This is a genomic window from Methylobacter psychrophilus, assembly GCF_025583945.1.
Lineage (GTDB): Bacteria > Pseudomonadota > Gammaproteobacteria > Methylococcales > Methylomonadaceae > Methylobacter_C > Methylobacter_C psychrophilus.
Genome location: NZ_JAOEGU010000013.1, coordinates 64,971 through 88,234, shown reverse-complemented (window position 1 = coordinate 88,234; position 23,264 = coordinate 64,971). Strand labels below are relative to the sequence as shown.

Sequence of the window (23,264 nt, the reverse complement as noted above, 5' to 3'; positions counted from 1 at the left end):
CAATAATTAACTTGAGACTTGATGATGAAATTATCTTTTAAAACAAAATCACTATTAGCAGCAATGGGATTTGCTTCGGCGGCATTGGTCAGTGGTACGGCAGTTGCAGTACAAACAGTTGATGCAGGCTTGCCAGACTATAAAAAAGCCAGTGGTATTGCCGGCAACTTATCCAGCGTTGGCTCTGATACATTGGCAAATTTGATGACACTATGGGCTGAAGAGTTTAATCGTGAATATCCCAATGTTAATATTCAGATTCAGGCTGCAGGTTCTTCTACGGCACCGCCCGCTTTAACTGAAGGAACATCAAATTTGGGGCCAATGAGCCGCGAAATGAAGGATGATGAGTTGGAAGCTTTTGAAGATAAATACGGTTACAAGCCTACTGCTGTCCCTGTTGCTATCGATGCACTGGCGGTGTTGGTTAATAAGGATAACCCCATTAAAGGTCTGACTATTCCGCAAGTCGATGCAATTTTTTCTGCGACCCGTAAATGTGGTCATGACACTGATATTGAAACATGGGGTGACGCAGGTGTTGCGGTTTGGGGTTCAAAAAGCATTCAGTTATATGGACGTAATTCAGTATCCGGTACTTACGGTTACTTTAAAGAAAACGCCCTATGTAAAGGTGACTTTAAAAGTAACGTAAACGAGCAACCAGGTTCAGCCTCTGTGGTTCAGTCAGTTACGTCATCAGTTAATGGTATTGGCTATTCAGGTATGGGTTACAGTACATCAGGCATAAAAATGGTACCTTTGGCTAAAAAAGAGGGTCAACCTTTTGTTGAGGCAAAACCTGAAAATGCGCTTAATGGAACTTATCCGTTAACGCGTTATTTGTATGTTTATGTTAATAAAAAGCCAAATCAACCGTTAGCGCCGCTAGAAAATGAATTTATGAAAATGGTATTATCGAAAGCAGGTCAACAAGTTGTCATAAAAGACGGGTATATTCCATTACCTGCAAAAGTAGTTGAAAAAATATTGACTACGCTTAAATAACCGGTTTTTTAAAATAGTTAACCCTTGTGCAAGAATGTACTAATAAGGATTTTAGTCTGGATTAACGGATTATTTAACTTTAACGTATAAAAGTTAATGCAAAAAAATGACGGTCGAGATTATTGAATCTCGGCCGTTTTTTGATTTTTGTTATATCATTGTCACATTTCTACCTTTATATTTTTCCTCATGTCTGAAATAAATAGTCAATCAAAATACTCATCATTGATCAAGGAATCTTCCGGTGGAGTCCATGAACGCTGGCGGCTTATTAAAGACGCAGTAGCGCGTTATGGTGTCGTAATAGGGGGGCTTGGTGTGATTTTTGCAATCGCATTAATTTTCTTTTATTTACTGTACGTGGTTTTTCCTTTGTTTATCTCGGCAACCTCTGAATCGGTTAGTCAATATGAGGTTCCGGAACCGGCGTCAGGTAAGACGCTATTGTTGGAGGTGGAAGAGCAAAATGAAGTAGCCGCCCGCTTTACCGATACCGGACAAGTTATCTTCTTTGCTGTGGCGACTGGCAAAACTATTTTAAATGAAACCGTTAAAATACCTCAAGGCGCACATATTGTGAGCTTTGCCGAGGGTAGTCCCATTAAGGGCGGTGCGGTAATTTATGGCTTGTCTGATGGCAAAGCGGTTATCGTAAAGCATAAATACAAGATAACCTATCCCGATAATGTTCGCTTAATTACACCCTCATTAGCCTACCCAATGGGCGAAGCACCTTTGACGATAGATGAATCAGGTGTAGCGTTGGAAAAAGTTGCGGTTAAAATCGGTGATGATGCCAGTACCATCGCCGCAAAAACTACTGATATTGTATCGGGCACCAGTAAAATTCACTTAAGCCATTTTGAAAAAGAAAAATCGTTGTTTGCTGATGAGGGAACTCTAACCCGTACGGATTCGGTGTTGGATTATTCGGCAGCAGATGTTACAGATATTTTGATTGATAAGGATGAACGTAATCTTTATTTAGTCAGTAGTAACGGGCACTTGGGTTTATTTGATATTAACGATAAAAGCGCACCGGTTATTATTCAGGAGCAAATTGTTGTTGAGGCGGGACACAAGATTACCAGTGTGGCATTTTTAAATGGTGATCTTTCTTTAATGATTGGTGATTCCAGCGGCTTGGTGTCTCAATGGAGTAAAGTGAGGGATAAGTTAAATCACTTTAGCATGGAGAAGATCAGGGTCTTTAAAGTTTCCGATAAAGCGGTTACTTCGATCGAATCAGAGCAACGACGTAAAGGCTTTATGACGGTTGATGCTGACAACATAATGGGTATTTATCATTCGACTTCTGAACGAGAAATGCTTAAAGAGCAAATCAGTCATTCCCCGGCCGTAGCCGCAGCGATATCGCCAAGAGCCAATGCGGTGTTGGTAGAGTCTGAAGACGGCAAGATAAATTTCTGGACGCTGGATAATCAGCATCCAGAGGTTTCTTTACGCGCACTTTGGCAAGAAGTATGGTACGAAAGTTATGCCAAGCCTGACTATATATGGCAATCATCGTCTGCAAACAGTGACTTTGAGCCTAAATACAGCTTAACGCCGTTGGTTTTTGGTACACTGAAGGCGGCTTTTTATGCCATGTTGGTGGCTATGCCTTTAGCACTGATGGGGGCGATTTATACCGCGTATTTTATGACACCAACAATGCGTCAATATGTTAAACCAACCATTGAATTAATGGGAGCTCTGCCAACGGTTATTTTGGGATTTCTCGCCGGTTTATGGTTGGCTCCATTGATTGAAGAATATTTGGCGGGTTTATTTGCCTTACTGATGATAGTCCCTCTCGGTGTTATGTTGTTTGCCTACGCCTGGCAATATTTACCAAAAAACCTTCAGCAGAAGATACCCGAAGGTTACGAAGCCGCTTTATTGATACCGGTTATTTTACTGAGCAGTTGGTTTGCTTTTACGGTGAGCGTACCCTTGGAAGCCTTTTTGTTTCACGGGACCTTACGCGACTGGTTTAAAACTGAATTAGGCATTGGTTATGATCAACGTAATGCGCTGGTCGTTGGTATAGCGATGGGTTTTGCGGTTATTCCGACTATTTTTTCAATTGCTGAAGATGCTATTTTTAGTGTACCCAAACATTTAACGGTGGGTTCTTTGGCCTTAGGCGCAACACCTTGGCAAACCATGATTAAGGTAGTGTTGTTAACCGCCAGTCCCGGTATTTTTTCGGCGGTAATGATTGGTTTGGGGCGTGCAGTGGGTGAAACCATGATTGTATTAATGGCGACAGGCAATACGCCGGTGATGGATTTAAGCGTTTTTCAGGGTTTACGTACCTTGGCTGCCAATATTGCCGTGGAAATGCCTGAAACCGAAGTAGACAGTACGCATTATCGGGTCTTGTTTCTGGCAGCTCTGGTGCTGTTTATGTTTACTTTTGTTTTTAATACCCTGGCTGAAATTATTCGTCAGCGCTTACGTGAAAAATATAGCTCGTTATAATGTTGTCTGGTTTAAAAGTGGAGCTTCCTCAAATTTGGCCTGCAGCGCTTTTTTCAAAAGACTGTAGTGCATTGTTTACTTTTATTTTAATACGCCGACTAAAATATTTGGTCAGCGCTTACGCGAAAAATATAGCTCATTATGATTAGATTATGGTTTAAAAGCGGAGCCCCCTGGATATGGCTCAATGCAGCGGCAGTCAGTACTTGTATGATTATGGTCGTTGGGGTTTTGGGGCTGGTGGTTGTCCGTGGGGTTGGTCATTTTTGGCCGTCTCAAGTGGTCCAGTTTAGTTATCAGGAAGATGGTAAACAACCCCAGATAATTATTGGTGAAAAAGTTGATAGCAGTGTCACGCCTGCCAAAATGGCACTATCAACGGGCCATAAAATGGCCGACGATGAAGAAACCCTGATACAGTATTTAATCAAGACCGGTAATCGTGATGTCACGGGCAGTGATTTCCGATGGATAGAAGAACGTAATATAAAAGCCCAGAGTGAGCCGCTTGATCTGATGGTCATCGAACGTCAGGAGTGGGGTAATTTTTATGGACGGTTATTGGAAGTTAAAGAAGACCATAAAACTATCGCTACCGGAAAAGAGGCGTGGGCGGTTGCGCAAAGCAAGATAGCCCATACCTTGACGATTCTAAAGGAAATAGCGCATTTAGAAAAAAAGGAAATTGGTGCGATCAACTATGCTTTGGAACGCTTAAGACTTAAACAAAGAAAGCTGGAATTAAAACACGAGCTGGATGATGTTGCCAAACAAGAGATTGCTGCGGAAAAGGAAGGTTATGAAGCGCAATACAAGCAATATCAAGTACAGCTGGCCGAGTTATATCAGCAGACAAGACGCGATAGCCTGGTTGCTACCACCGACAGCGGTAAACAACTGGAAATTCCGTTGGGCAAGGTGGTTAGGGCTTTTCAGCCTAATGCCATGAGTTTGTTTGATAAAGTGGTTCACTATGGTACCAAACTGGTTGAATTTTTAACCGAAGATCCTCGTGAAGCCAATACCGAAGGCGGTATTTTTCCGGCTATATTCGGTACCGTGATGATGGTTATGATGATGTCGGTTATTGTTACGCCATTTGGCGTGATTGCAGCTGTCTATCTGCGTGAATATGCCAAACAAGGATTTACGACACGGCTGATCAGAATTGCAGTTAACAACCTTGCCGGTGTGCCATCGGTTGTTTATGGGGTATTTGGCCTGGGATTTTTTGTGTACATTTTGGGTGGTAACATCGACCAGTTATTTTTCCCTGAATCCGCGCCGGCACCGGTTTTCGGTACGCCGGGATTATTATGGGCTTCCATTACGTTGGCCTTGTTAACCTTGCCGGTGGTCATTGTGTCAACGGAAGAAGGGCTGGCACGTATTCCCAGTTCCATACGCGAAGGTAGTCTGGCATTAGGCGCGACCAAGCTTGAGACTTTATGGCTTACGGTATTGCCGATGGCCAGTCCAGCGATGATGACCGGCTTGATTTTGGCGGTAGCGAGAGCTGCAGGAGAAGTGGCACCGTTGATGCTGGTTGGTGTCGTTAAGCTGGCACCGACCTTGCCGTTGGATGGAAATTTCCCGTTTTTGCATTTAGACAGAAAGTTTATGCATTTAGGGTTTCATATTTATGATGTTGGTTTTCAAAGTCCTAATGTTGAGGCGGCGAGGCCATTGGTTTATGCGACAGCATTATTACTGGTTTTGGTGATTATAGGGCTTAATCTGGCTGCCATTGTCATCAGAAATAATCTGCGAGAAAAATATCGCGCACTGGAAGGTTAAATAAATGTCAGAACAACAAGTACGTACACACTCAATCGATATGAGTTCAGTTTTGCGCGGCAAGGAAAAATCGCAACATCCTAATGAAACTTGTATTAAAGTAGAAAATTTAAACCTGTTTTACGGCGAAAAACAGGCTTTACATGGCATTAACATGGAAATGCCCAAGAAAAAAGTAACCGCCTATATTGGCCCTAGTGGTTGTGGAAAATCAACTTTACTACGCTGTATTAACCGGATGAATGATCTGGTTGACAGTGCCAGAATTGACGGTAAAATTTTATTGGATGGTGAAAACATTTACGACAAGTCCGTTAATGTGGCGGCTTTGCGTAGACGTGTCGGCATGGTTTTTCAAAAACCCAATCCTTTTCCCAAGTCTATTTTTGAGAATGTCGCTTACGGCCTGCGTATTCAGGGTGTTAATGATAAACGGATCCTGGAAGAAACTGTTGAAAACGCCTTGCGCGGTGCGGCGTTGTGGGATGAAATGAAGGATCGTTTGAATGATAATGCCTTGGGCATGTCAGGCGGACAACAACAACGCTTGGTTATTGCCCGGGCAATTGCGATAGAGCCTGAAGTATTATTACTGGATGAGCCGGCATCGGCTTTGGACCCTATTTCAACATTAAAAATTGAAGAATTAATCAACGAGCTTAAAGAAAAATATACCATCGTTATTGTTACGCATAACATGCAGCAGGCAGCTCGCGTTTCTGATTTTACCGCTTTTATGTATATGGGCGAATTAATTGAAATAGGCACTACCAGCGAGTTATTTACTAATCCTTCAAAAAAACAAACAGAAGATTATATTACCGGCCGCTATGGTTAATCAGGAGTTAAGCAATGGATAACAGTAAAGTAGGACACCATATATCTGAGCAGTTTAATAGAGAGCTGGAAGATATACGCAATAAAGTTTTAACGATGGGTGGCTTGGTTGAGCGGCAAATAGAATTGGCTGTAGAGGCTTATACTACCGGTAATCTGGAGTTGGCTGAACAGGTTATCAAGCAGGATGATGACGTTGATGCACTGGAAGTGGCTATTGATCAGGAATGCACCCAGATTTTAGCGCTAAGACAGCCAACGGCCTTTGATTTGAGGCTGTTGATAACGGTCATTAAAATTATTCATGAGATTGAAAGAATCGGCGACAAAGCAGAACGTATCGCAGAAATGGCGATACAGTTATCAGGTACCGAAAGCAAAAATCATCATCATGAGTTGGAGCACATGGCTGAACTGGTTAAAGGTATGGTGCATGATTCACTGGATGCCTTTGCCCGATTGGCTATAGATAACGTGCCTGAAATTACCGCTTTGGATGAAAAAGTCGATCGTGAATATGACAATATTCTCCGGCAGTTAATAACCCGAATGATGGAAGACCCAAGAAACATTACCCGAACTTTAGATGTACTCTGGACCGTTCGCGCACTGGAAAGAATTGGTGATCATGCCTGTTATATCTGCGAGCATTTGGTTTTTCTGGTTAATGGCGAAGATGTACGTCATTTGAGTCAGAAAGAATTGGAAGAGAGAGTTAAAATTATCAGATAGGTGTGGCGCTGGCCATTTTTTTCGTTCGTATTAAGCCAATCGAAATATGAACGAAGAAATATGGCCTACCAAGCTCAGTAGGGTAAACCTAGCTCGTCAACTAAATCATTAGCAACACCATGATCTGTTTTTTGACCTGTCCAAAATGCCAACATGAGTTACACGTTCAAAGCCTGATCTGTCCTCATTGCGGTATCGTATTTGAAAAATATTTAAAATATCATCCTGAACAAACCGGTCAACCGGATGTTCAAGCGCCTATAGTGACTATAATTGAAGAAGAGCAAACCAGCTCACTGACACCGTTGCTGTTTTACAATGTACAACACAGCACATGGGTATCTTTGTCAGGCAGGTCGATTATTTTTGCCGGCCTTGGTCTGTGGAGTTGGCAGCTATTAAGCCACTCTATCGAAAGCAATGTCGTTGGCAACTCTTTTCTGCATCTTGTTAATCTGCCTTTTCATGAGGCGGGACATATACTTTTCAGACCCTTCGGCGCATTTATTACTTCCTTGGGTGGAACGCTGGGGCAGTTATTAATGCCGTTGATTTGCCTGGTCGTTTTGTTGTTTAAAACCTGCGATCCTTTTGGCGCCTCCGTAGCGTTATGGTGGCTTGGTGAAAATTTTCTGGATATAGCGCCCTATATTAACGATGCACGGGCAGGGCAGTTACCACTGTTGGGTGGCAATTTTGGCCATTCAGCGCCTTATGGCTTTCATGACTGGCAATATCTGTTAACCGAGTCCGGTCTTTTGTACTATGACCATGTTCTGGCTAAAGTCGCTTTTGCAACAGGTTCTGTCATCATGTTACTGGCGTTGCTATGGTGCGGACTCTGGTTGGTTAAGGGCATAAGGTGTCTTGCTAAGGCTTGATTGTTCGGCGAAAGCCGTTTTCTATAGATAGATTTTCAGATAAATAATTTCGATGCTAACGGATAACATCCCTTGAAGGGATGGTATCCGTATGAGCTTGCAGCGATGTAAATTGGGAATTTAATTTCTGAAAGACTGTATTGACCAAACAGACGCTAATATTTTCCGGTTTCGGATTTTTTACTTATTGCATGTTAAGATAAATTTGTTTGAAACAATGCTAATAATTTTACAGGGACAATGATGATGTTGTTTCGCCTATACCCGAATCATTTTTCCATTCCGATTGATAAATAATAACGTCGAAGAAATCGTCTACAAGACAATTCAAAAATCAGAAAAGCGATCTGGCGGGATGTTGTTGCTGGTCGCTATTTTCGTGTTACTGTTGCATGTTACGGGCTTAATATGGCTGCGAGAACCTGCAGACTTACCACAGGAATCGCTTGCCCCCGTGCCTTTTAAGCTGGAAGTTACCTTGCTTGGCAAAGACGGACTCAAACCCGACGTTACGCCTCCAGCAGTCAATTCCCAACCACAACCCAATTCCAAATCACAACCTAAGTCAAAACAAGAGGCTAAACAACCACAGCCTAAGTCCAAATCAAAACCCAAGAAAACCGCTACGATAAAAGAGAAGTTGCCGGACTTACGCGAGATTGACCAACTGATTAAATCCCGATCCGTCAAATTGGTTAGCAGACGTGTTAAAACTCAACCCGAGCAGCAAACAGCGCAGACGGTGTCCTCAGCGATGATAATGCCTCCCGCTGGCAGTGCTTCAGCCACGGACAATTTTCCGGTAAGTGATAGTCGTAATCCAAGTCCTGAATATCCGGAAATGGCGATATTTTTGGGCTATCAAGGTACTGCGATAGTTCGGATCAAAGTTTCTGCCAACGGGCTAAGCAAAGGTGCTGAAATTCTACGTAGCAGCGGTCATAAACTGCTCGACGAATCAGCTGCCAAAGCTTTAAAAAAATGGCGCTTTACGCCCAGTAAACCAGGCAATACCCCCATGGCTGATTCAGTGATTATCTCGGTAATTTATGTTCTGTACGGCAATAACCGATAAAAAGTGGCTGGTACAATAAACCGGAACATTGTGAGCTACCATGATTTTGTCTTGATAAGCCCACTGCATCGCACGCGGGATGCGCAGATTGTTATTATATGGATGTGCTGGGTAACGCTAATTCTTGTTCAATATCTTCGCCAAGCACTTGAAAAAATTCGATATTCACGTTATGACCCCCGGTATTTACTTTGAGATTGCCAGTATTTGCATGAATAATCCTGGGATTCACATGAAAAAACCGGGTGTTGTTATATTTCAATAGTTATTGTATAGTTAAACAATGAATAAGCAACTTGCAACAACACTTTTTGAATCACTGGCATCCGGCATTCGACTGGATATCTTTCGACTGCTTGTTAAACAGGCACCTACGGGGCTAGTCGCAGGTGAAATAGCCTCAATATTAGGTTTGCCTTCAACCAACCTGTCGTTTCATCTCAAAGCCATGACTCATGCCAGTTTGGTTAGCGTGACTCAAGAGGGACGCTACCAACGTTATCGGGCGAATCTTTCAGTAATGCAATCGTTGATAGATTATTTAACTGCCGAATGCTGTACGGGCAATCCCGAGGACTGTTTTGATGTCGATAAGGCAATCTCCTGCTGCGATACCAACTAATTTTTTCTTTAACTTTGGAGTCTTTTGATTATGAATGTTCTTTTTCTCTGCACCGGTAATTCCGCGCGAAGTATCATGGCTGAAGGCTTACTGAATAAATATGGTAATGGCCGGTTTCAGGCTTTTAGCGCCGGTAGTTTTCCTTCTGGTTACGTTAACCCACTTGCCCTTGAGCGTTTGGAGCTGGAAGGTATTTCATTGCCTGATGCACGTAGTAAAAGTTGGGATGAGTTTGCTAAACCTGATGCCATAACCTTCGATTTTGTAATCACCGTTTGTGATAATGCCGCCAATGAAGTTTGTCCCGTTTGGCCTGAACAACCGATTAATGCTCATTGGGGAGTGATTGATCCAGCAGCGGCCGAAGAAAAAGAAAAGCGTATTGCTTTCGCTAAAGCGTTTGCTATCCTTGAACGCCGTATTGTGTTGTTCACTAGCTTACCGATAGCTAGTCTTGAACGAATGGCACTAGAACGACAAGTTCGCGATATTGGCAACATGGGTGAAGCTTAAAAGAGTTTTACTTATTCCTTAATGCATCCGATATTTTTTATACATTTAAAATCTACTATTTATCATGAATGTTTTATTTCTCTGCACCGGTAATTCTTGTCGATCGCTGATCGGTGAAGCCACTTTCAATCATCTTGCACCAGAAGGTTGGCATGCACTCAGTGCAGGCAGCAAACCTTTAGGTAGATTAAACAGTCGAGCAGTGGCTTTACTTGAGCAGGAAAGTATTTCTACTGAGGGATATTACAGTAAATCCTGGAACGATCTACCCTTGATACCGGATATTGTTATTAGTGTTTGCGGCAATGCCGCCAATGAAACTTGTCCCGCCTATTTGGGTTCCGTTTTACGCAGTCATTGGGGTGTCGAAGATCCTGCACATGCTGAGGGTACTGAAGAAGAAATCAAAGCGGCATTTATGGTCGCTTATCGCATTTTGCGCCATCGCATTGAACAATTTCTGGCATTGCCACTGGCTGAATTAACGCTCGATAACGTACGTTTGAAAGCCGAACTGGACCGTATTGGCACCCTGCTACCCTAATTACCAAGGAATTTTATCATGACAATAATTCAAGTTTTTGACCCTGCTTTATGTTGCAGTACTGGTGTTTGCGGCGTAGACGTTGATGAACAATTAGTCGGATTTTCTGCCGATGTCGATTGGGCAAAGCAAAACGGTGCTCAGATTGAGCGTTTCAACTTGGCTCAGCAACCACTGGCTTTTGCCGAAAACTCTATTGTAAAAGGTTTTCTTGAACGCTCCGGTGCCGAAGCGTTACCTTTGATTCTGGTCGATGGTGAAGTGGCCTTGGCCGGGCGCTACCCGAATCGAGCCGAACTGGCACGTTGGACAGGACTTGTCCAAGCCGAAGAAAAGCCCAAATCCGATTGCTGTAAAGGTAGTCGTTGTTAAAAAAACCGATGGAGATGTCGTCATGACGGACATGAAATTTCTTGATCAGCCACCGCGCTTCTTGTTTTTTACCGGCAAGGGCGGCGTAGGCAAGACATCAATCGCTTGCGCCACGGCGATACATTTGGCCGATGCCGGACGACAGGTTCTGTTGGTTAGTACTGATCCGGCTTCCAATGTCGGTCAAGTGTTCGGCATTGACATCGGCAACCAGATTACCGATATTCTGCCCGTGCCGGGTTTGGCTGCATTAGAGATTGATCCGCAAGCCGCCGCCCAAGCCTATCGCGATCGCATCGTCGGTCCGGTACGCGGAATTCTGCCCGAAGCAGTGGTGAAGGGCATCGAAGAGCAATTGTCCGGTGCCTGTACCACCGAGATTGCGGCATTTGATGAATTCACCTCGCTGCTGACCGATTCGGCGCTGACCGCCGGCTACGATCACATCGTTTTCGATACGGCACCCACAGGCCATACCATACGTTTGTTACAACTACCCGGTGCCTGGAGCGGCTTTCTTGAAGAAGGCAAAGGTGATGCGTCCTGTCTTGGCCCGTTGGCTGGTCTGGAAAAGCAGCGGGAGCAATACAAGGCTGCAGTAGATGCACTGGCCAATGCAACGAGTACCCGGCTGATTTTAGTGGCCCGTGCCCAGCAAGCGACTTTACGTGAAGTCGCCCGTACCCATGAAGAGCTGACTGCGGTTGGCTTTCAACATCAATATCTGATCATCAATGGCATCCTGCCTCGTACTGAGGAAGATAATGATCCCTTGGTCGCTGCTATTCACAAACGCGAACAGACAGCACTGGCTACCATCCCTGAAGTATTGAAAACTCTGCCTTGTGATGAGGTCATGTTGAAGCCCTTCAATCTGGTTGGCTTGGATGCCTTGCGCCAATTGCTGGTTGACACTGCTGGGCAAGGATATCTTAGGGTAGATTTACCTCTTGAGCTCGACGAACCCAATCTATCAGAACTTGTCGACGACATTGCTAAAGACGGGCATGGCTTGGTGATGTTGATGGGCAAAGGCGGCGTCGGTAAAACGACGCTGGCGGCAGCCGTCGCCGTCGAACTGGCACAGCGCGGATTGCCCGTGCATCTGACTACCTCTGATCCTGCTGCGCACTTGACCGAAACGCTGAATGGCGCGCTCGACAATCTAACTGTAAGTCGCATTGACCCGGTAGCTGAAATCGAGCATTACCGTGAACATGTTTTGAAGACTAAAGGTGCAAAGCTTGATGCACAAGGTCGTGCGCTGCTGGAAGAAGATCTGCGCTCGCCCTGTACCGAGGAAATCGCCGTATTCCAGGCATTTTCCCGCATTATTCGGGAAGCCGGCAAAAAGTTTGTGGTAATGGATACTGCGCCCACAGGACACACCTTGCTGTTGTTGGATGCAACCGGCGCTTATCACCGTGAAATTACCCGCCAGATGGGTGATTCTGGCCAGCACTACACCACGCCGATGATGCAATTGCAGGACATTAAACAGACCAAGGTACTGATTGTTACATTGGCAGAAACTACCCCTGTGCTGGAAGCTGCAAACCTGCAAGCCGATTTGCAACGAGCAGGCATTGAGCCTTGGGCCTGGATTATTAATGCCAGTGTTGCTGCAGCGGCCTCCACGTCACCCTTGCTACGCCAACGCGCTACCAACGAACTGTGCGAAATCAATGCCGTTGCCAAAGTGCATGCCGAACGTTATGCGGTGGTACCTCTGCTTAAGGAAGAACCGATTGGCGTCAGTCGTTTGCTTAAATTAGCAGGCGATAACATGATCAATTCCGGGTACCGAAAGGTCGGTAAAAGCCTGCCGATTACTGAATTGTTTTAATAATGATGCTTTTAAACTGTGCAGATGACTTTGGTCTTGTGCAAGAAGAACCATAAAAAATTTCCTGCTACTGGAGTAACCACAATGAAACGTTTCCATATTCACATTGCTGTTGAAGATCTTGAGCAGAATATCCAATTTTATAGTGCGTTATTTCAAAGTGAACCGACGCTTCGCGAAGCCGATTATGCAAAATGGATACTGGATGATCCGCGCATCAACTTTGCCATTTCCAATCGGGGACGCAAACCGGGATTGGATCACTTGGGACTCCAGGTCGAATCCACGGCAGAACTTGAATCCGTGCAACAGGGATTGACCGCTGCGGCGTTACCCATCGTGGCACAAAAACAGGCCGCCTGCTGTTATGTACAATCTGACAAATACTGGACGGTCGATCCGCAAGGTATCGCCTGGGAAGCTTTTCATTCATTGAATGCCATTCCGATGTTTGGTGAAGATGAGGTCATTCAGCTTGAACCTGCCTCGACCTGCTGCAAGCCGTCGAAAGACGATACAACCTGTTAAAAACGATTATTTCTTAAGTTGCTTGCCGAGAACATTTACTGGAAACCTTGATGACTTTACCTAACTGCCGCAGTCCCCGTTTATCCTTTCTTGATCGCTATCTGACTCTATGGATTTTTACCGCTATGGCGATTGGCGTTAGTATCGGCTTTGCTTTTCCGATCAAAGTTAACGACTTCAATAGTGCAGTTTCTGTCGGCACCACTAATATTCCGATTGCTGTCGGTTTAATTTTAATGATGTACCCACCGCTGGCAAAAGTCCATTACGAAGAGTTGGGTGATGTATTTCGTAATTGGCGGATATTAACAGTATCGTTAGTGCAGAATTGGATCATCGGTCCGGTATTAATGTTTGTCTTGGCGATCTTGTTTTTACGTGATTATCCCGAATACATGACCGGCTTGATCTTGATTGGTCTGGCCCGTTGTATCGCCATGGTCATCGTCTGGAATGAACTGGCCAGGGGCGACAACCAATACGCAGCCGGTTTGGTTGCATTTAACAGTGTTTTTCAGGTGTTGTTTTACAGTGTTTATGCCTGGTTGTTCATTACTGTATTACCGCCTTTATTTGGTATGCAAGGTAGCTTGGTGGCTATTACCATTGGTGAAATTGCCAAAAGCGTCTTTATTTATTTAGGTGTACCTTTTATTGCCGGATTTCTGACCCGTTTCCTGCTAATTCGTGCCAAGGGCAAGGATTGGTATCAGCAACGTTTCATACCTAAAATCAGTCCGCTAACACTCATTGCCTTATTATTTACCATTGTCGTGATGTTTTCATTGAAGGGCGACTTGATTATACAACTGCCTCTGGACGTAGTGAGGATTGCCATCCCGCTATTGATTTACTTTGTGATGATGTTTTTAGCCAGTTTTGCTATGGGGAAAGCCATCGGCGCGGACTATGAAAAAAGCACTACGCTGGCCTTTACCGCTGCCAGCAACAACTTCGAGTTGGCGATTGCTGTGGCAGTCGCGGTGTTTGGCATCAACAGCGGTGCTGCTTTTGCGGCGGTCATAGGGCCGTTGATCGAGGTGCCGGTTATGATTGCATTAGTGAATGTGGCGTTTTTCTTCAGGAAACGGTTTTATGCCGTAAGGTAAAAATCACCCAATATTGATCAGTTCTTTTTTTAACTAATCGCCACAAACTAATACAACGGGAGAGTAATCATGACCGAGTCAGTGGAAATAGGTATTTTAAGCACCAGTGCCAAAAATGGCCAAAACACAGATGAGGCAAAAGCTAAGGCGGCGAAAGCCTACAATGCCGCCGCAGATCACTTCGACCATCCGGTCAGCTCATTTTGGCATCGCTTTGGCAGGCGAACCATTGAACGAATAAATCTGCAACCGGGCGAACTTGTGTTGGATGTTTGTTCAGGCAGTGGAGGTTCAGCGTTGCCGGCGGCAGAAATGGTCGGGCCGGATGGACACGTTATTGCGGCTGATCTTGCCGAACGCCTGATTGATCTGGCCAGAGCCAAGGCCGAAGTCAGGCACTTGGAAAACATTGAGTTTCACGTTGGCGACATGCTGGCTCTGGGTTATCCCGATGATAGTTTTGATGCGGTGGTATGCGTCTTCGGTATTTTCTTTGTTCCTGATATGACCGAGGCAGTCAAGGAATTATGGCGTATGGTGAAACCCGGCGGCAGATTGGCAATTACCACTTGGGGGCCACATTTATTCGAACCGGCCAACCGCGCTTTTTGGGATGTCATCAATATCGAACGTCCCGATCTGCATCATGGCTTTAATCCTTGGGACCGTATTTCAGAGCCGGACGGTCTCAGAGCAATGCTTGCAAAAGCCAATGTGTACAACGTCGACATTCTTGCCGAAGCAGGAACGCATCCTTTAAATTTACCGGATGACTGGTGGAAAATCGCCATGGGTAGCGGTTACCGAGGAACGCTTGAGCAACTGGATACGGATACCTTGGATCGTGTGCGCCAGGAAAATTTATCACGTCTTGTTGAAGGTCAGGTGAATGCAATTGAAACTAACGTTATTTACGCGGTAGCAACGAAAAAAGACCAATAGACTAATGTCGCGTAACAAAAAAGCCCCGGTGATTCCCCCCCTTTATCTATTCCGTTACACATCTTTTTGATGTACTTAAAATTAATAACTTGCGTGTGGCAATCAAATAATTTGTATTTATTCAGTCCCCCTCTTTGAAAAAGAGGGGGTAGGGGAGATTTTATTATATAAATCCCCCTCAATCCCCATTTTTCAAAGGGGGAGGTGAATAACTACAATAATTTTTGTTACATGAAATGCCGAATAATGGTTACATCATTACTTGTTCAGATTGGTTTTGTAGGAATAACCGCTATCTATCCATGCAGAAATGCCACTTGGCGCACGGTATACATTGGTGTAGCCCAGTTTTTTTGCCCAAGATGCCGCATTATGTGAGCGACCACATTTGGTAAGACCGCAATAAGTGACGATTTTCTTGTTTTTATCAGCGCCCAGTAAGACACGATAATCCTCCTGAGTAAAATTATCAGGCATCGTTATATCTTTTTCCCAATTACCCGAATGATTGGATTGAAACCCAAAATGCCGTGCGCCATCAATATAAGCCATATTGTATTCTTCGGTAGGGTGAGCATCAATCAGCACAAAGTTTTCTTTGGCATCAATCATTTGTTTAAGCTCAGCCACGCTCAAAAGTTTATAACCACCTTGCATGGTTTCTGTGGCCACTTTAAGCGCGACTGCTTCAATGTCCGTTTCTTTTAACAAGCTATTGCCCGCCAATGCGCCAGTAGCTACAAATATGCATAAAGCTATCAGGATACGGTACTTTTTCTTCATCATCTTTCCTTGGGTTGTTAATTTTACGAAGTGTGTCATTAAAAAACATCTATTTTGGCATTGCCTAATGACAATACTAAGGATGTGGCACTGAAAACCGCTCTACAACTGTCGAGAAGTTATAACCGGACTGGGTTAGTTTTAGTCCGCGATCTGTCATCATCAAGCCCATAAGAATAACCAGAATACCGGATACGGCCATTAACTGGTTCTGGATTTTTGCGCTAAGTGCGCTGGCGAATATGCCAAAAGTCAATAAAGGAATTAATGTGCCGGTGCCAAAACACAGCAGCAATAAAGCACCTTCCAAGGGATTAGCGATACCGAGTGCCATGATATACATGGCTTGTAGCGGGCCGCAGCCAAGTAAAAAACCGCTTAAAAAGCCGATACTAAAGGGGTTGCGTCTGGGTTTGAGATCACGATAGATTCGTTGCGTGACTGATCCCGATTTGGAACGCAGAGATGGCAGACGAAATTTGGGCAATAGCTTGAGCATAGTCAAACCAAACAGTACTAAAAATATCCCTGCTACCAGTGCGGCGATTCCACGCATATGTGGAGTGATGGTAAGAACGGCACCCAACGCACCGAATCCGGCACCGAGCAGAGCATAAGAGAGATTCTTGCCCAGTGCATAAGACAAATGAGCAAAAAATACCGCTCGTCGTCCGCGTTCTTGTAAGCCTTGGGTGTAATTCATCACAAAACCACCGCACATACCGATGCAATGAAAACCGGTAAGAAACCCCACGGTAAAGATTACACCATAGCCAAGACGTGCATCGAACTGCTTCATTAATCCGGGCATGAGGCTTTTACCCCAGAAGGCGACTCCGCCCACCAGAGCCAGCAATACTAAAAATACGGCGAGTTGTTGTAAACGTGGTCCCCATAAAAATTTTTCGACCTGCATACCATAGTTATAACCTTTGCTCTCGATACAGGCCAGAATTGCTGACTGTGAGGTGAGTACATCATCAAAGCTAACCTGTACTTTTTTGGCGATATGATCGGCGCTAACGGTGTCAATCCCCGGCAACTCCTTCACAGCAGTACAAATAACGGCTTCACAGCCAGCACAATGCATACCGCTAACAGGAAACGAAAGTGTACGTTGGGTCATGGTAAACTCTTATAAAAAACGATAATGGTCATCAGTGGCCGTACTGGTAAGGGCGACGGCTGCGTATTTTAATAATTTACGGCGTTGCAAATTGGCTATTGTCTTCATGTTAAGTCTGCCTCATTAATCTACATTAGATAACACTGTAATACTAATGCTAGCACGTTTTTTACTGACTTAGCATCTGCCATGGTGGCTAATTAGCCAGTAAACCAGATTAAGTAAGCTCAGCCATAACGCTGTTGGATAAGAAAAATATCGCTGAACACGCTCCGTTTCCAAAATATTCAGCTTTGGAAACAGAACGTGATTCCTTGATATGACACCAGCCGCTTAGCTTAATATTTAGTATCAGTCCTTTATTAGCTGTTCGGGCTTGACTGAAACATCTTGCCAAGCAGATTAATATTTTATATTCACACCGACATAAACTGAACGTCCCATGCCAGCCAGGTTTCTGCCATAAGGAACGGTGGTGTCGGGAGTGCCTGTTGGATTCATGCCAAAACGGTCACCCAGATAAGATCCCCCCAAAGGATTGTAATACTGTTTATCCAGAACGTTATCCAATCCGACATCCAGTCGAATCTTTTCCCACTCATAGCCGGTTCTGGCATTCAGTAGAATATAGGAAGGCGTTTGGGTTTCGTTTCTTACTGCTTGTACATAATCTTTGCTATCAACAAACTGCATCTCGAAGGCACTTTGCCAGCCTTTGCGTTTATGATCCAGGCTGAGTTTGGCATTAAACGGCATCATGTGATAAAGGTTGCCGCCATCCATACGTTCGCCGCGCACATAACTCATCACGGTATGGGTAGAAAAGTCACCAACCGTTTTATGGCTATACAATTGGGCTTGTCCGGAAACATCGATACCCCATAAACGCGCATCATGGTTGGCAAATTGTAAATAGACATATTTATTGGTTGCTGTTTGGTTGGCAGGAGTACAAGCCATATCAGTGCTAAATTGCTGTGGGCAGCGATCAGCATCAATAAAGTTTTCAACATAGGTAAAATACGGCGTCGCTTTAACCTTCCAGAGATCCTTATTCGCATCATCAAAAGCAGCGGTAAAACTAACGGTATGGGCAGTTTCCGGTTTTAGGTTCATATTGCCGACATAGCCGTTGCCATCACCAAACCAGCCATTCATGCCCATGTCCATGGGTCGTCGGCCCCATAAGTAACGTTCATAAAGATTGGGCGCGCGGTTTTTACGGGCATAACCAAACTCATATTCACTGATGGTGGTGGGAGTGAATTGCAACATGGCGGTTATATCAAAAGTATCGGTATTACGTTCATGATTCTGGGCGTTAAAAGCATTTGCTGCTGACAGACTTAATCCGGCTCCTGCGATATTGGCACCGGCACCGGCAACGCCTGCGTTATTGAGTAATAGCGGATTATAGGGTTCCACATTACCGGTATTGGTGTTGGTATGATCATAACGCAAGCCCAGCATGGTTTTCCATTGGGGTGACCACTTCGCTTCCCATTCAGCAAAGGTGCCAATACGTTCACGCTCACCATTATTGATGTTGGTAAACGTTTCTGGAGCCATCATGTATAAAGGCGGTTTCGCTCCAGCCACCTTGGTATTAACCGGTGACCACCAATCATTAATGGTATTGCCGATATATTCATTACCTACCCGCAAGGTGTCGCGTGTTGATAACGGAATTTCCGCCTGAACTTTGTAGCCCAGGTTTCTGCCTCTGGTGTCCATTGGCATAAGATTGTTGGGCGGAGCAAAAGCAAATGCCTGTTTATCTTGACCAATATCCATACTATGCTGAGTGCTTTCATAGAAAAACCGGCTTTCCAGATTACCCCAATCAAAAATGCCTTTATGCATGATGTTGCCAAAAATAGAGTCATTGTTGGTCAAATCCATACGTGCATTGGGGAAGTTTTCAAACGGGACATGTTGCTGGCCACCTTTAATCACCACCAAATGCTTGTCATATTTAAATGACAGCGTGGCAGCATGATTTTGGTTTTCATAAGAACTGGATTTTACGATATCACCATTACCATCCTTATAATTCATGCTTTCGGTATGTGAGCCGGTATAATCCAGTCGTACATTTTTGTTGGCGATACCGGCGGCAATACTGCCACCAAAGGCATCACGATTACTGCGATAAAATCCTGAAACACTGCCATCAATCAGAATATCCTTACCGGGTTCAGCAAATACCGGATCGGCTGATTCTACGGAAATCGTACCACCAATACTATCGCCGCCCATACTCACAGGGGTAATACCTGACATGATAGTGATTTTGCCGATATTGCTACGATCAATATAAGATAAGGGAGGATTCATGTGGTTGGCGCATGCCGAAGTAATCGTCATACCGTTCACATTAATTTTGACGCGGTCATCATTTAAACCATGAATAGCCGGTAAACTGGATATGCCGCCGCCACTGTATAAACTAACTCCAGGCGTATCTTCAAGCAGTTTTGCCGTATCGCTGACGGCGGCCTGCTTACTTGCAATGGCATCAGCGTCTATCACTGAAGAGTTCAGCGTATTGGCGATCGGGAGTTTCTCGATAATAACAACAGGCTCCAGTGTTATAGCAGGATCACCTGGTTTGTTAGGGTCGTTTGCAGCCAATACAATCGGCGTAAAGCATAAAGGTAATAGAGCAATCATTTTATAATTGCACAGATATCCCCTGACAGTACCCGATATTTTTATTTTTTGAATAGGTTTGTTCATTTTTGCCTGTTTTAAAGTCGAAAAATAAGCTGGAAAGCTCCAGTCATAAATTACTACAGCAAAAAATAAGCCAAACATTAAGTTATTAATATATTAGGGTATTATGATTTAGATGGTAATAAAAATGCGTCATATGCCACAATTTGTCGATTAAACTATGTCATATGACGCAGTATTGCTGCGTTATAAAATTGTGCCTTACGATTTATATGTCCCCAGTTGCTTTATTTTTCAAAGTCTTATGCTTTGTATGACCATTCTTTTTTAATAATGCTCGCAACAATGTTGTGACCAACTTTAAAACTCTCTACTCAGCCAATAGAGAATCAGTTTTGGCATATAGATTTTCAGATAAATAATTTCCATGTTGACAGATACCATCCCTTCAAGGGATGTTATCTGTATGGGCTTACAGCAACATGAGTTGGAGGCTTAAATTCTGAAAGTCTATAGATGAGCACGTCTGTTTTTTCGTTTCATCCATGGGGTTGCCTGCCGTATACTCTTTTAAAATAGACAGAAACACGTCATTAAAATCAATTTTTTGCTTTGATAAAGTCCATTGCTTCCCACGAGGGATACTCAGATTGTTGGAATGAGCATTTGCTGGTTAAGTGTGTTGATGAAATACACCTCTTGGTGCCTTCTCAAATAGCGCATTACATTCAGCCTCCAAAATGCCGCCAACGATAGTCGTATGACCAAAGCTCGTTTGGGCGATTACTTCAGATGCACGAATATTAATTTGTCGCCAATTATGTTCCTTTAAATAAGGGATAGATGTCCCATAGTAAACAGTGGCAATGCCTGCCCATAGAATGGCACTTTGACACATAGGGCATGGCTCTGCTGTGGTATAAAGATCAAGTTCGCTCCAATCCACTGGCTGCTGTAATTCGGCACAACGGTTAATCGCCACCATTTCGCCGTGAAAAGTTGGATTAACGACGGACTGATTAAAGCCTTCAGCAACAATCTCACCGGTTGCCCGTTTTACGATGATTGCTCCAAACGGAAATTGCGGTACTTTTAAAGCCAGTTCTATGGCTTTGTGCATAAAGTATTCATGATTCATCTGATGAGCCTGCTTAACTATTAATAATTTATTCTGAGGACATAATAGTCGATATTATAAACAATGACTGATTATTAGTGATGCAGGGCAGTTGTTCTGGCCTTCGCAGTGACAATAACGACGGCCAGAATCATTTTCAGGAATTACTTGGCTGCTTGTGGCCCGGGTGCTTTGCCCATAAAGGTTTTCAAAATAGCCAGATCGTTAAAGTTAACTTTGCCGTCGCCGTTCAAATCAGAGTCAGGATTAGGGATTTTCTTTAAGAACTGGAGTTTCATCAGGTTAAGATCGGCATTATTGACCACAAAGTCGTTGTTCAAATCAGGATCACAGACATTGCCGAAGCCGTCACTATCGGTGTCACGCTGATCTGTGTTTGGCTTCACCAAGCAATTATCCATAACATCATCTTTGGTATCGCTATCTGCATCAAAAACATTCATGGCGGCCATCTGCGCACCGATGTAATTGCCAATATCGCCAGGCACCGGATTTGAGTCACTGACTGGTAGCACCTCGTTATTCTCCGGATCAAATTCGCCAGCATATTCGTAGAACTCGTAACGGCGGGTAACTGATTCATTACCCTGTGCCATAGGCTGTCCGGCAAGATTGGCTTCGAGTTTGTCCCGTCCACCAGCCAGCTTCTTGGGATCAATAGTTTTTTGCAAAAGTTGCCATTCTACTTCAATCTCGGACGGGTCATTGGGCACTTTCGCATTGTCAGTGACCAAATCTTTGAGATCACGAGGACTCGGTGATTCGGTAGTAAACACTTTTACCCACATGGCCTTACCATATTGATAATTAATTGGCTCTGGCGCTTCGGGTACTTCAATTTCCACTTGTACCACTGGCTGTGGAGGTACGGCTACTGGTGCAACAGGCAGAGCACCTGCAACAGGTGCGGGCGGCTGTGGAATTTGTGCGGGCTGGGCATTGACGACGAAAACGGGCGCAGGAATACTGACCGTGTCAGGCAGGCCGGTGGCCGGATCAAGCTGGTAGGTCAAATTACCCGGTGTAACGGGGTCGGCCACCAACCAGCGATAAATCGTTTTGGTTGGATTGCCGATAATACCCAAGCCATAGTGTTCACAGCCACTGGTGTTCTGAGCATTTGGCATTGATGTGCATTGGTGTCCCGCCGTGGTCATGGTTGGAATGGGGGCAACCGGTGTCGTATTAAGAAATGTATGGGTAACCGGGTTGTACTTACTTTCATAGCGTATCTTAACTACGGGTTTACCGTTTGCATCCAGGGAATCCACCAAGCGTGGAGTGCCGTAACTTTGATAAATAAAAGTGTAAGTAATCTCTTTACTGGTCAAGCCGTCCAGTTCAATTTCAAAACCGTTGCAGGGTTCGGTACTGTTGTTAACTACATCAAAGTTGCTCAATGAGCCAAAATAAGTCACGGCATGGGTAGAGCCTGCTGACAGGCATAAGATTGGCAGCGCCAAACGTGATAAAGTGCGTAAATGTCCGGTTAGACTTGGCCGAAAAGTGTTGTACGTAGATTTCATAAGTGTCTCTGATGATCAAATAAGCTAAAAAATAAGGACTATCCAGTATTTTGTGATGCTATGCTTGTTTAGCTTTCGATCTATACGCTAATCCAATTAAACCGCTTAACATCAGCCAGGCAGTTGCTGGAACAGGTACTGCAGATGGTGTAACGATCAAGTCCGCAGAGATGTAAGCAGGGAATTGAGACGTTCCAGTCATTGAGGAAAATCCTCCGGCATTAATGCTGTCAATTAGTGACAAGGTGAAATTTCCGGCTACCAAGGTATCGAACACCAAGGTGCCAACCAATGCCGGGCCTTCCAATCCATTAGTAAAGTCACCGAAAGTGATGGCTTCAAGTTGATCACCTAACGTGCTGACAGTGGGTACATTGATAAGATCACGATCACCCAATGCTTCCGGTGTGTATGAATTAAAGCTCAGTTGATTGCCATTGAGAAAGTTGTCAAAGACCACATCAACACCGCCACCCAACGTAGGTTCACCGGTGAAATCCATCCATAATTCAAAAGTCGCCTGCGAACCCGCAGTGACTGTTGGATTGTTGGCAATTAAAGAGATAGATGGAGATGCTTGGGCAGCTCCGATTAAACTTATGCAGATAACAAGACTAAATAGTAGACTGTTAAAAGCCTGGTGATTATTTTTCATTGAACTTCCTGAGCAAGGGAGGGGGGGTGTAAACACTTGTAAATAAACAATAAAATATAGTTAAATC

The 23,264-nt window shown here is 44.3% G+C and carries 21 protein-coding genes; 15 read left to right on the top strand and 6 right to left on the bottom strand.

Annotation, left to right across the window (positions count from 1 at the left end):
• Positions 1-24 precede the first annotated feature (24 nt).
• The 15 genes from N7974_RS08680 (at position 25) to N7974_RS08610 (ending at position 15,293) form a co-directional block, all read left to right on the top strand.
• Complete coding sequence (locus N7974_RS08680) at positions 25-1,008, top strand: PstS family phosphate ABC transporter substrate-binding protein (protein ID WP_262965242.1); 984 nt, start codon at positions 25-27, stop codon at positions 1,006-1,008.
• A 189-nt stretch (positions 1,009-1,197) separates the two neighbouring features.
• Entirely contained in the window at positions 1,198-3,495 is a 2,298-nt protein-coding gene (locus tag N7974_RS08675; protein WP_262965229.1) for an ABC transporter permease subunit, read from the top strand.
• Between the two features lie 141 nt (positions 3,496-3,636).
• Positions 3,637-5,292 carry a phosphate ABC transporter permease PstA gene (gene pstA, locus N7974_RS08670; RefSeq protein ID WP_262965228.1) on the top strand — a complete coding sequence of 552 codons (1,656 nt, stop codon included), beginning with the start codon at positions 3,637-3,639 and terminating at the stop codon, positions 5,290-5,292.
• Between the two features lie 40 nt (positions 5,293-5,332).
• Entirely contained in the window at positions 5,333-6,130 is a 798-nt protein-coding gene (gene pstB / locus N7974_RS08665) for a phosphate ABC transporter ATP-binding protein PstB (protein WP_394813082.1), read from the top strand.
• Positions 6,131-6,144: 14 nt separating this feature from the next.
• Complete coding sequence (phoU, locus tag N7974_RS08660) at positions 6,145-6,861, top strand: phosphate signaling complex protein PhoU (RefSeq protein ID WP_262965226.1); 717 nt, start codon at positions 6,145-6,147, stop codon at positions 6,859-6,861.
• A gap of 131 nt (positions 6,862-6,992) precedes the next feature.
• Positions 6,993-7,742, top strand: a complete 750-nt coding sequence (locus tag N7974_RS08655) for a DUF2089 domain-containing protein (protein ID WP_262965225.1) — start codon at positions 6,993-6,995, stop codon at positions 7,740-7,742.
• 286 nt (positions 7,743-8,028) lie between these two features.
• The gene (locus N7974_RS08650) at positions 8,029-8,817 is read left to right on the top strand and encodes an energy transducer TonB (RefSeq protein ID WP_262965224.1); all 789 of its coding nucleotides are present in this window, start codon (positions 8,029-8,031) and stop codon (positions 8,815-8,817) included.
• 283 nt (positions 8,818-9,100) lie between these two features.
• A complete protein-coding gene (locus N7974_RS08645; RefSeq protein ID WP_262965223.1) occupies positions 9,101-9,439 on the top strand; it encodes an ArsR/SmtB family transcription factor in 339 nt (112 codons plus the stop codon).
• Positions 9,440-9,469: 30 nt separating this feature from the next.
• Entirely contained in the window at positions 9,470-9,952 is a 483-nt protein-coding gene (locus tag N7974_RS08640) for an arsenate reductase ArsC (RefSeq protein WP_262965222.1), read from the top strand.
• 64 nt (positions 9,953-10,016) lie between these two features.
• Entirely contained in the window at positions 10,017-10,496 is a 480-nt protein-coding gene (locus N7974_RS08635) for an arsenate reductase ArsC (protein WP_262965221.1), read from the top strand.
• An 18-nt stretch (positions 10,497-10,514) separates the two neighbouring features.
• On the top strand, positions 10,515-10,868 hold the full coding sequence (arsD, locus tag N7974_RS08630) for an arsenite efflux transporter metallochaperone ArsD (protein WP_262965220.1): 354 nt from the start codon (positions 10,515-10,517) through the stop codon (positions 10,866-10,868).
• Positions 10,869-10,890: 22 nt separating this feature from the next.
• Positions 10,891-12,714, top strand: coding sequence for an arsenical pump-driving ATPase (gene arsA / locus N7974_RS08625; protein ID WP_449566806.1), 1,824 nt, complete (start codon positions 10,891-10,893; stop codon positions 12,712-12,714).
• A gap of 84 nt (positions 12,715-12,798) precedes the next feature.
• Positions 12,799-13,242, top strand: coding sequence for an ArsI/CadI family heavy metal resistance metalloenzyme (locus tag N7974_RS08620; protein WP_262965219.1), 444 nt, complete (start codon positions 12,799-12,801; stop codon positions 13,240-13,242).
• A 50-nt stretch (positions 13,243-13,292) separates the two neighbouring features.
• Positions 13,293-14,351 carry an ACR3 family arsenite efflux transporter gene (gene arsB, locus N7974_RS08615; RefSeq protein WP_262965218.1) on the top strand — a complete coding sequence of 353 codons (1,059 nt, stop codon included), beginning with the start codon at positions 13,293-13,295 and terminating at the stop codon, positions 14,349-14,351.
• 69 nt (positions 14,352-14,420) lie between these two features.
• On the top strand, positions 14,421-15,293 hold the full coding sequence (locus tag N7974_RS08610; RefSeq protein WP_262965217.1) for a class I SAM-dependent methyltransferase: 873 nt from the start codon (positions 14,421-14,423) through the stop codon (positions 15,291-15,293).
• Positions 15,294-15,551: 258 nt separating this feature from the next.
• Here the strand turns inward: N7974_RS08610 and N7974_RS08605 are convergent, their stop codons facing one another.
• The 6 genes from N7974_RS08605 to N7974_RS08580 all read right to left on the bottom strand — a co-directional run bounded on the left by N7974_RS08605 (position 15,552) and on the right by N7974_RS08580 (position 23,197).
• Positions 15,552-16,079, bottom strand: coding sequence for a rhodanese-like domain-containing protein (locus tag N7974_RS08605; RefSeq protein WP_262965216.1), 528 nt, complete (start codon positions 16,077-16,079; stop codon positions 15,552-15,554).
• A 73-nt stretch (positions 16,080-16,152) separates the two neighbouring features.
• The gene (locus tag N7974_RS08600) at positions 16,153-17,202 is read right to left on the bottom strand and encodes an urease accessory protein UreH domain-containing protein (protein ID WP_262965215.1); all 1,050 of its coding nucleotides are present in this window, start codon (positions 17,200-17,202) and stop codon (positions 16,153-16,155) included.
• 402 nt (positions 17,203-17,604) lie between these two features.
• Positions 17,605-19,941 carry a TonB-dependent receptor plug domain-containing protein gene (locus N7974_RS08595; RefSeq protein ID WP_262965214.1) on the bottom strand — a complete coding sequence of 779 codons (2,337 nt, stop codon included), beginning with the start codon at positions 19,939-19,941 and terminating at the stop codon, positions 17,605-17,607.
• A 610-nt stretch (positions 19,942-20,551) separates the two neighbouring features.
• The gene (locus N7974_RS08590) at positions 20,552-21,016 is read right to left on the bottom strand and encodes a nucleoside deaminase (RefSeq protein WP_262965213.1); all 465 of its coding nucleotides are present in this window, start codon (positions 21,014-21,016) and stop codon (positions 20,552-20,554) included.
• 143 nt (positions 21,017-21,159) lie between these two features.
• On the bottom strand, positions 21,160-22,542 hold the full coding sequence (locus N7974_RS08585) for a dockerin type I domain-containing protein (RefSeq protein WP_262965212.1): 1,383 nt from the start codon (positions 22,540-22,542) through the stop codon (positions 21,160-21,162).
• 58 nt (positions 22,543-22,600) lie between these two features.
• Positions 22,601-23,197: a VPLPA-CTERM sorting domain-containing protein gene (locus N7974_RS08580; protein ID WP_262965211.1), complete on the bottom strand. Its 597-nt coding sequence runs from the start codon at positions 23,195-23,197 to the stop codon at positions 22,601-22,603.
• Between the last annotated feature and the right edge of the window lie 67 nt (positions 23,198-23,264).

Bases quoted from the DNA above. Each gene is read 5' to 3' on its own strand.
- N7974_RS08680 (WP_262965242.1), top strand. From the start codon at position 25: ATGAAATTATCTTTTAAAACAAAATCACTATTAGCAGCAATGGGATTT.
- N7974_RS08675 (WP_262965229.1), top strand. From the start codon at position 1,198: ATGTCTGAAATAAATAGTCAATCAAAATACTCATCATTGATCAAGGAA.
- pstA (WP_262965228.1), top strand. From the start codon at position 3,637: ATGATTAGATTATGGTTTAAAAGCGGAGCCCCCTGGATATGGCTCAAT.
- pstB (WP_394813082.1), top strand. From the start codon at position 5,333: ATGAGTTCAGTTTTGCGCGGCAAGGAAAAATCGCAACATCCTAATGAA.
- phoU (WP_262965226.1), top strand. From the start codon at position 6,145: ATGGATAACAGTAAAGTAGGACACCATATATCTGAGCAGTTTAATAGA.
- N7974_RS08645 (WP_262965223.1), top strand. From the start codon at position 9,101: ATGAATAAGCAACTTGCAACAACACTTTTTGAATCACTGGCATCCGGC.
- N7974_RS08640 (WP_262965222.1), top strand. From the start codon at position 9,470: ATGAATGTTCTTTTTCTCTGCACCGGTAATTCCGCGCGAAGTATCATG.
- N7974_RS08635 (WP_262965221.1), top strand. From the start codon at position 10,017: ATGAATGTTTTATTTCTCTGCACCGGTAATTCTTGTCGATCGCTGATC.
- arsD (WP_262965220.1), top strand. From the start codon at position 10,515: ATGACAATAATTCAAGTTTTTGACCCTGCTTTATGTTGCAGTACTGGT.
- arsA (WP_449566806.1), top strand. From the start codon at position 10,891: ATGACGGACATGAAATTTCTTGATCAGCCACCGCGCTTCTTGTTTTTT.
- N7974_RS08620 (WP_262965219.1), top strand. From the start codon at position 12,799: ATGAAACGTTTCCATATTCACATTGCTGTTGAAGATCTTGAGCAGAAT.
- arsB (WP_262965218.1), top strand. From the start codon at position 13,293: ATGACTTTACCTAACTGCCGCAGTCCCCGTTTATCCTTTCTTGATCGC.
- N7974_RS08610 (WP_262965217.1), top strand. From the start codon at position 14,421: ATGACCGAGTCAGTGGAAATAGGTATTTTAAGCACCAGTGCCAAAAAT.
- N7974_RS08605 (WP_262965216.1), bottom strand. From the start codon at position 16,079: ATGATGAAGAAAAAGTACCGTATCCTGATAGCTTTATGCATATTTGTA.
- N7974_RS08600 (WP_262965215.1), bottom strand. From the start codon at position 17,202: ATGACCCAACGTACACTTTCGTTTCCTGTTAGCGGTATGCATTGTGCT.
- N7974_RS08595 (WP_262965214.1), bottom strand. From the start codon at position 19,941: ATGAACAAACCTATTCAAAAAATAAAAATATCGGGTACTGTCAGGGGA.
- N7974_RS08590 (WP_262965213.1), bottom strand. From the start codon at position 21,016: ATGAATCATGAATACTTTATGCACAAAGCCATAGAACTGGCTTTAAAA.
- N7974_RS08585 (WP_262965212.1), bottom strand. From the start codon at position 22,542: ATGAAATCTACGTACAACACTTTTCGGCCAAGTCTAACCGGACATTTA.
- N7974_RS08580 (WP_262965211.1), bottom strand. From the start codon at position 23,197: ATGAAAAATAATCACCAGGCTTTTAACAGTCTACTATTTAGTCTTGTT.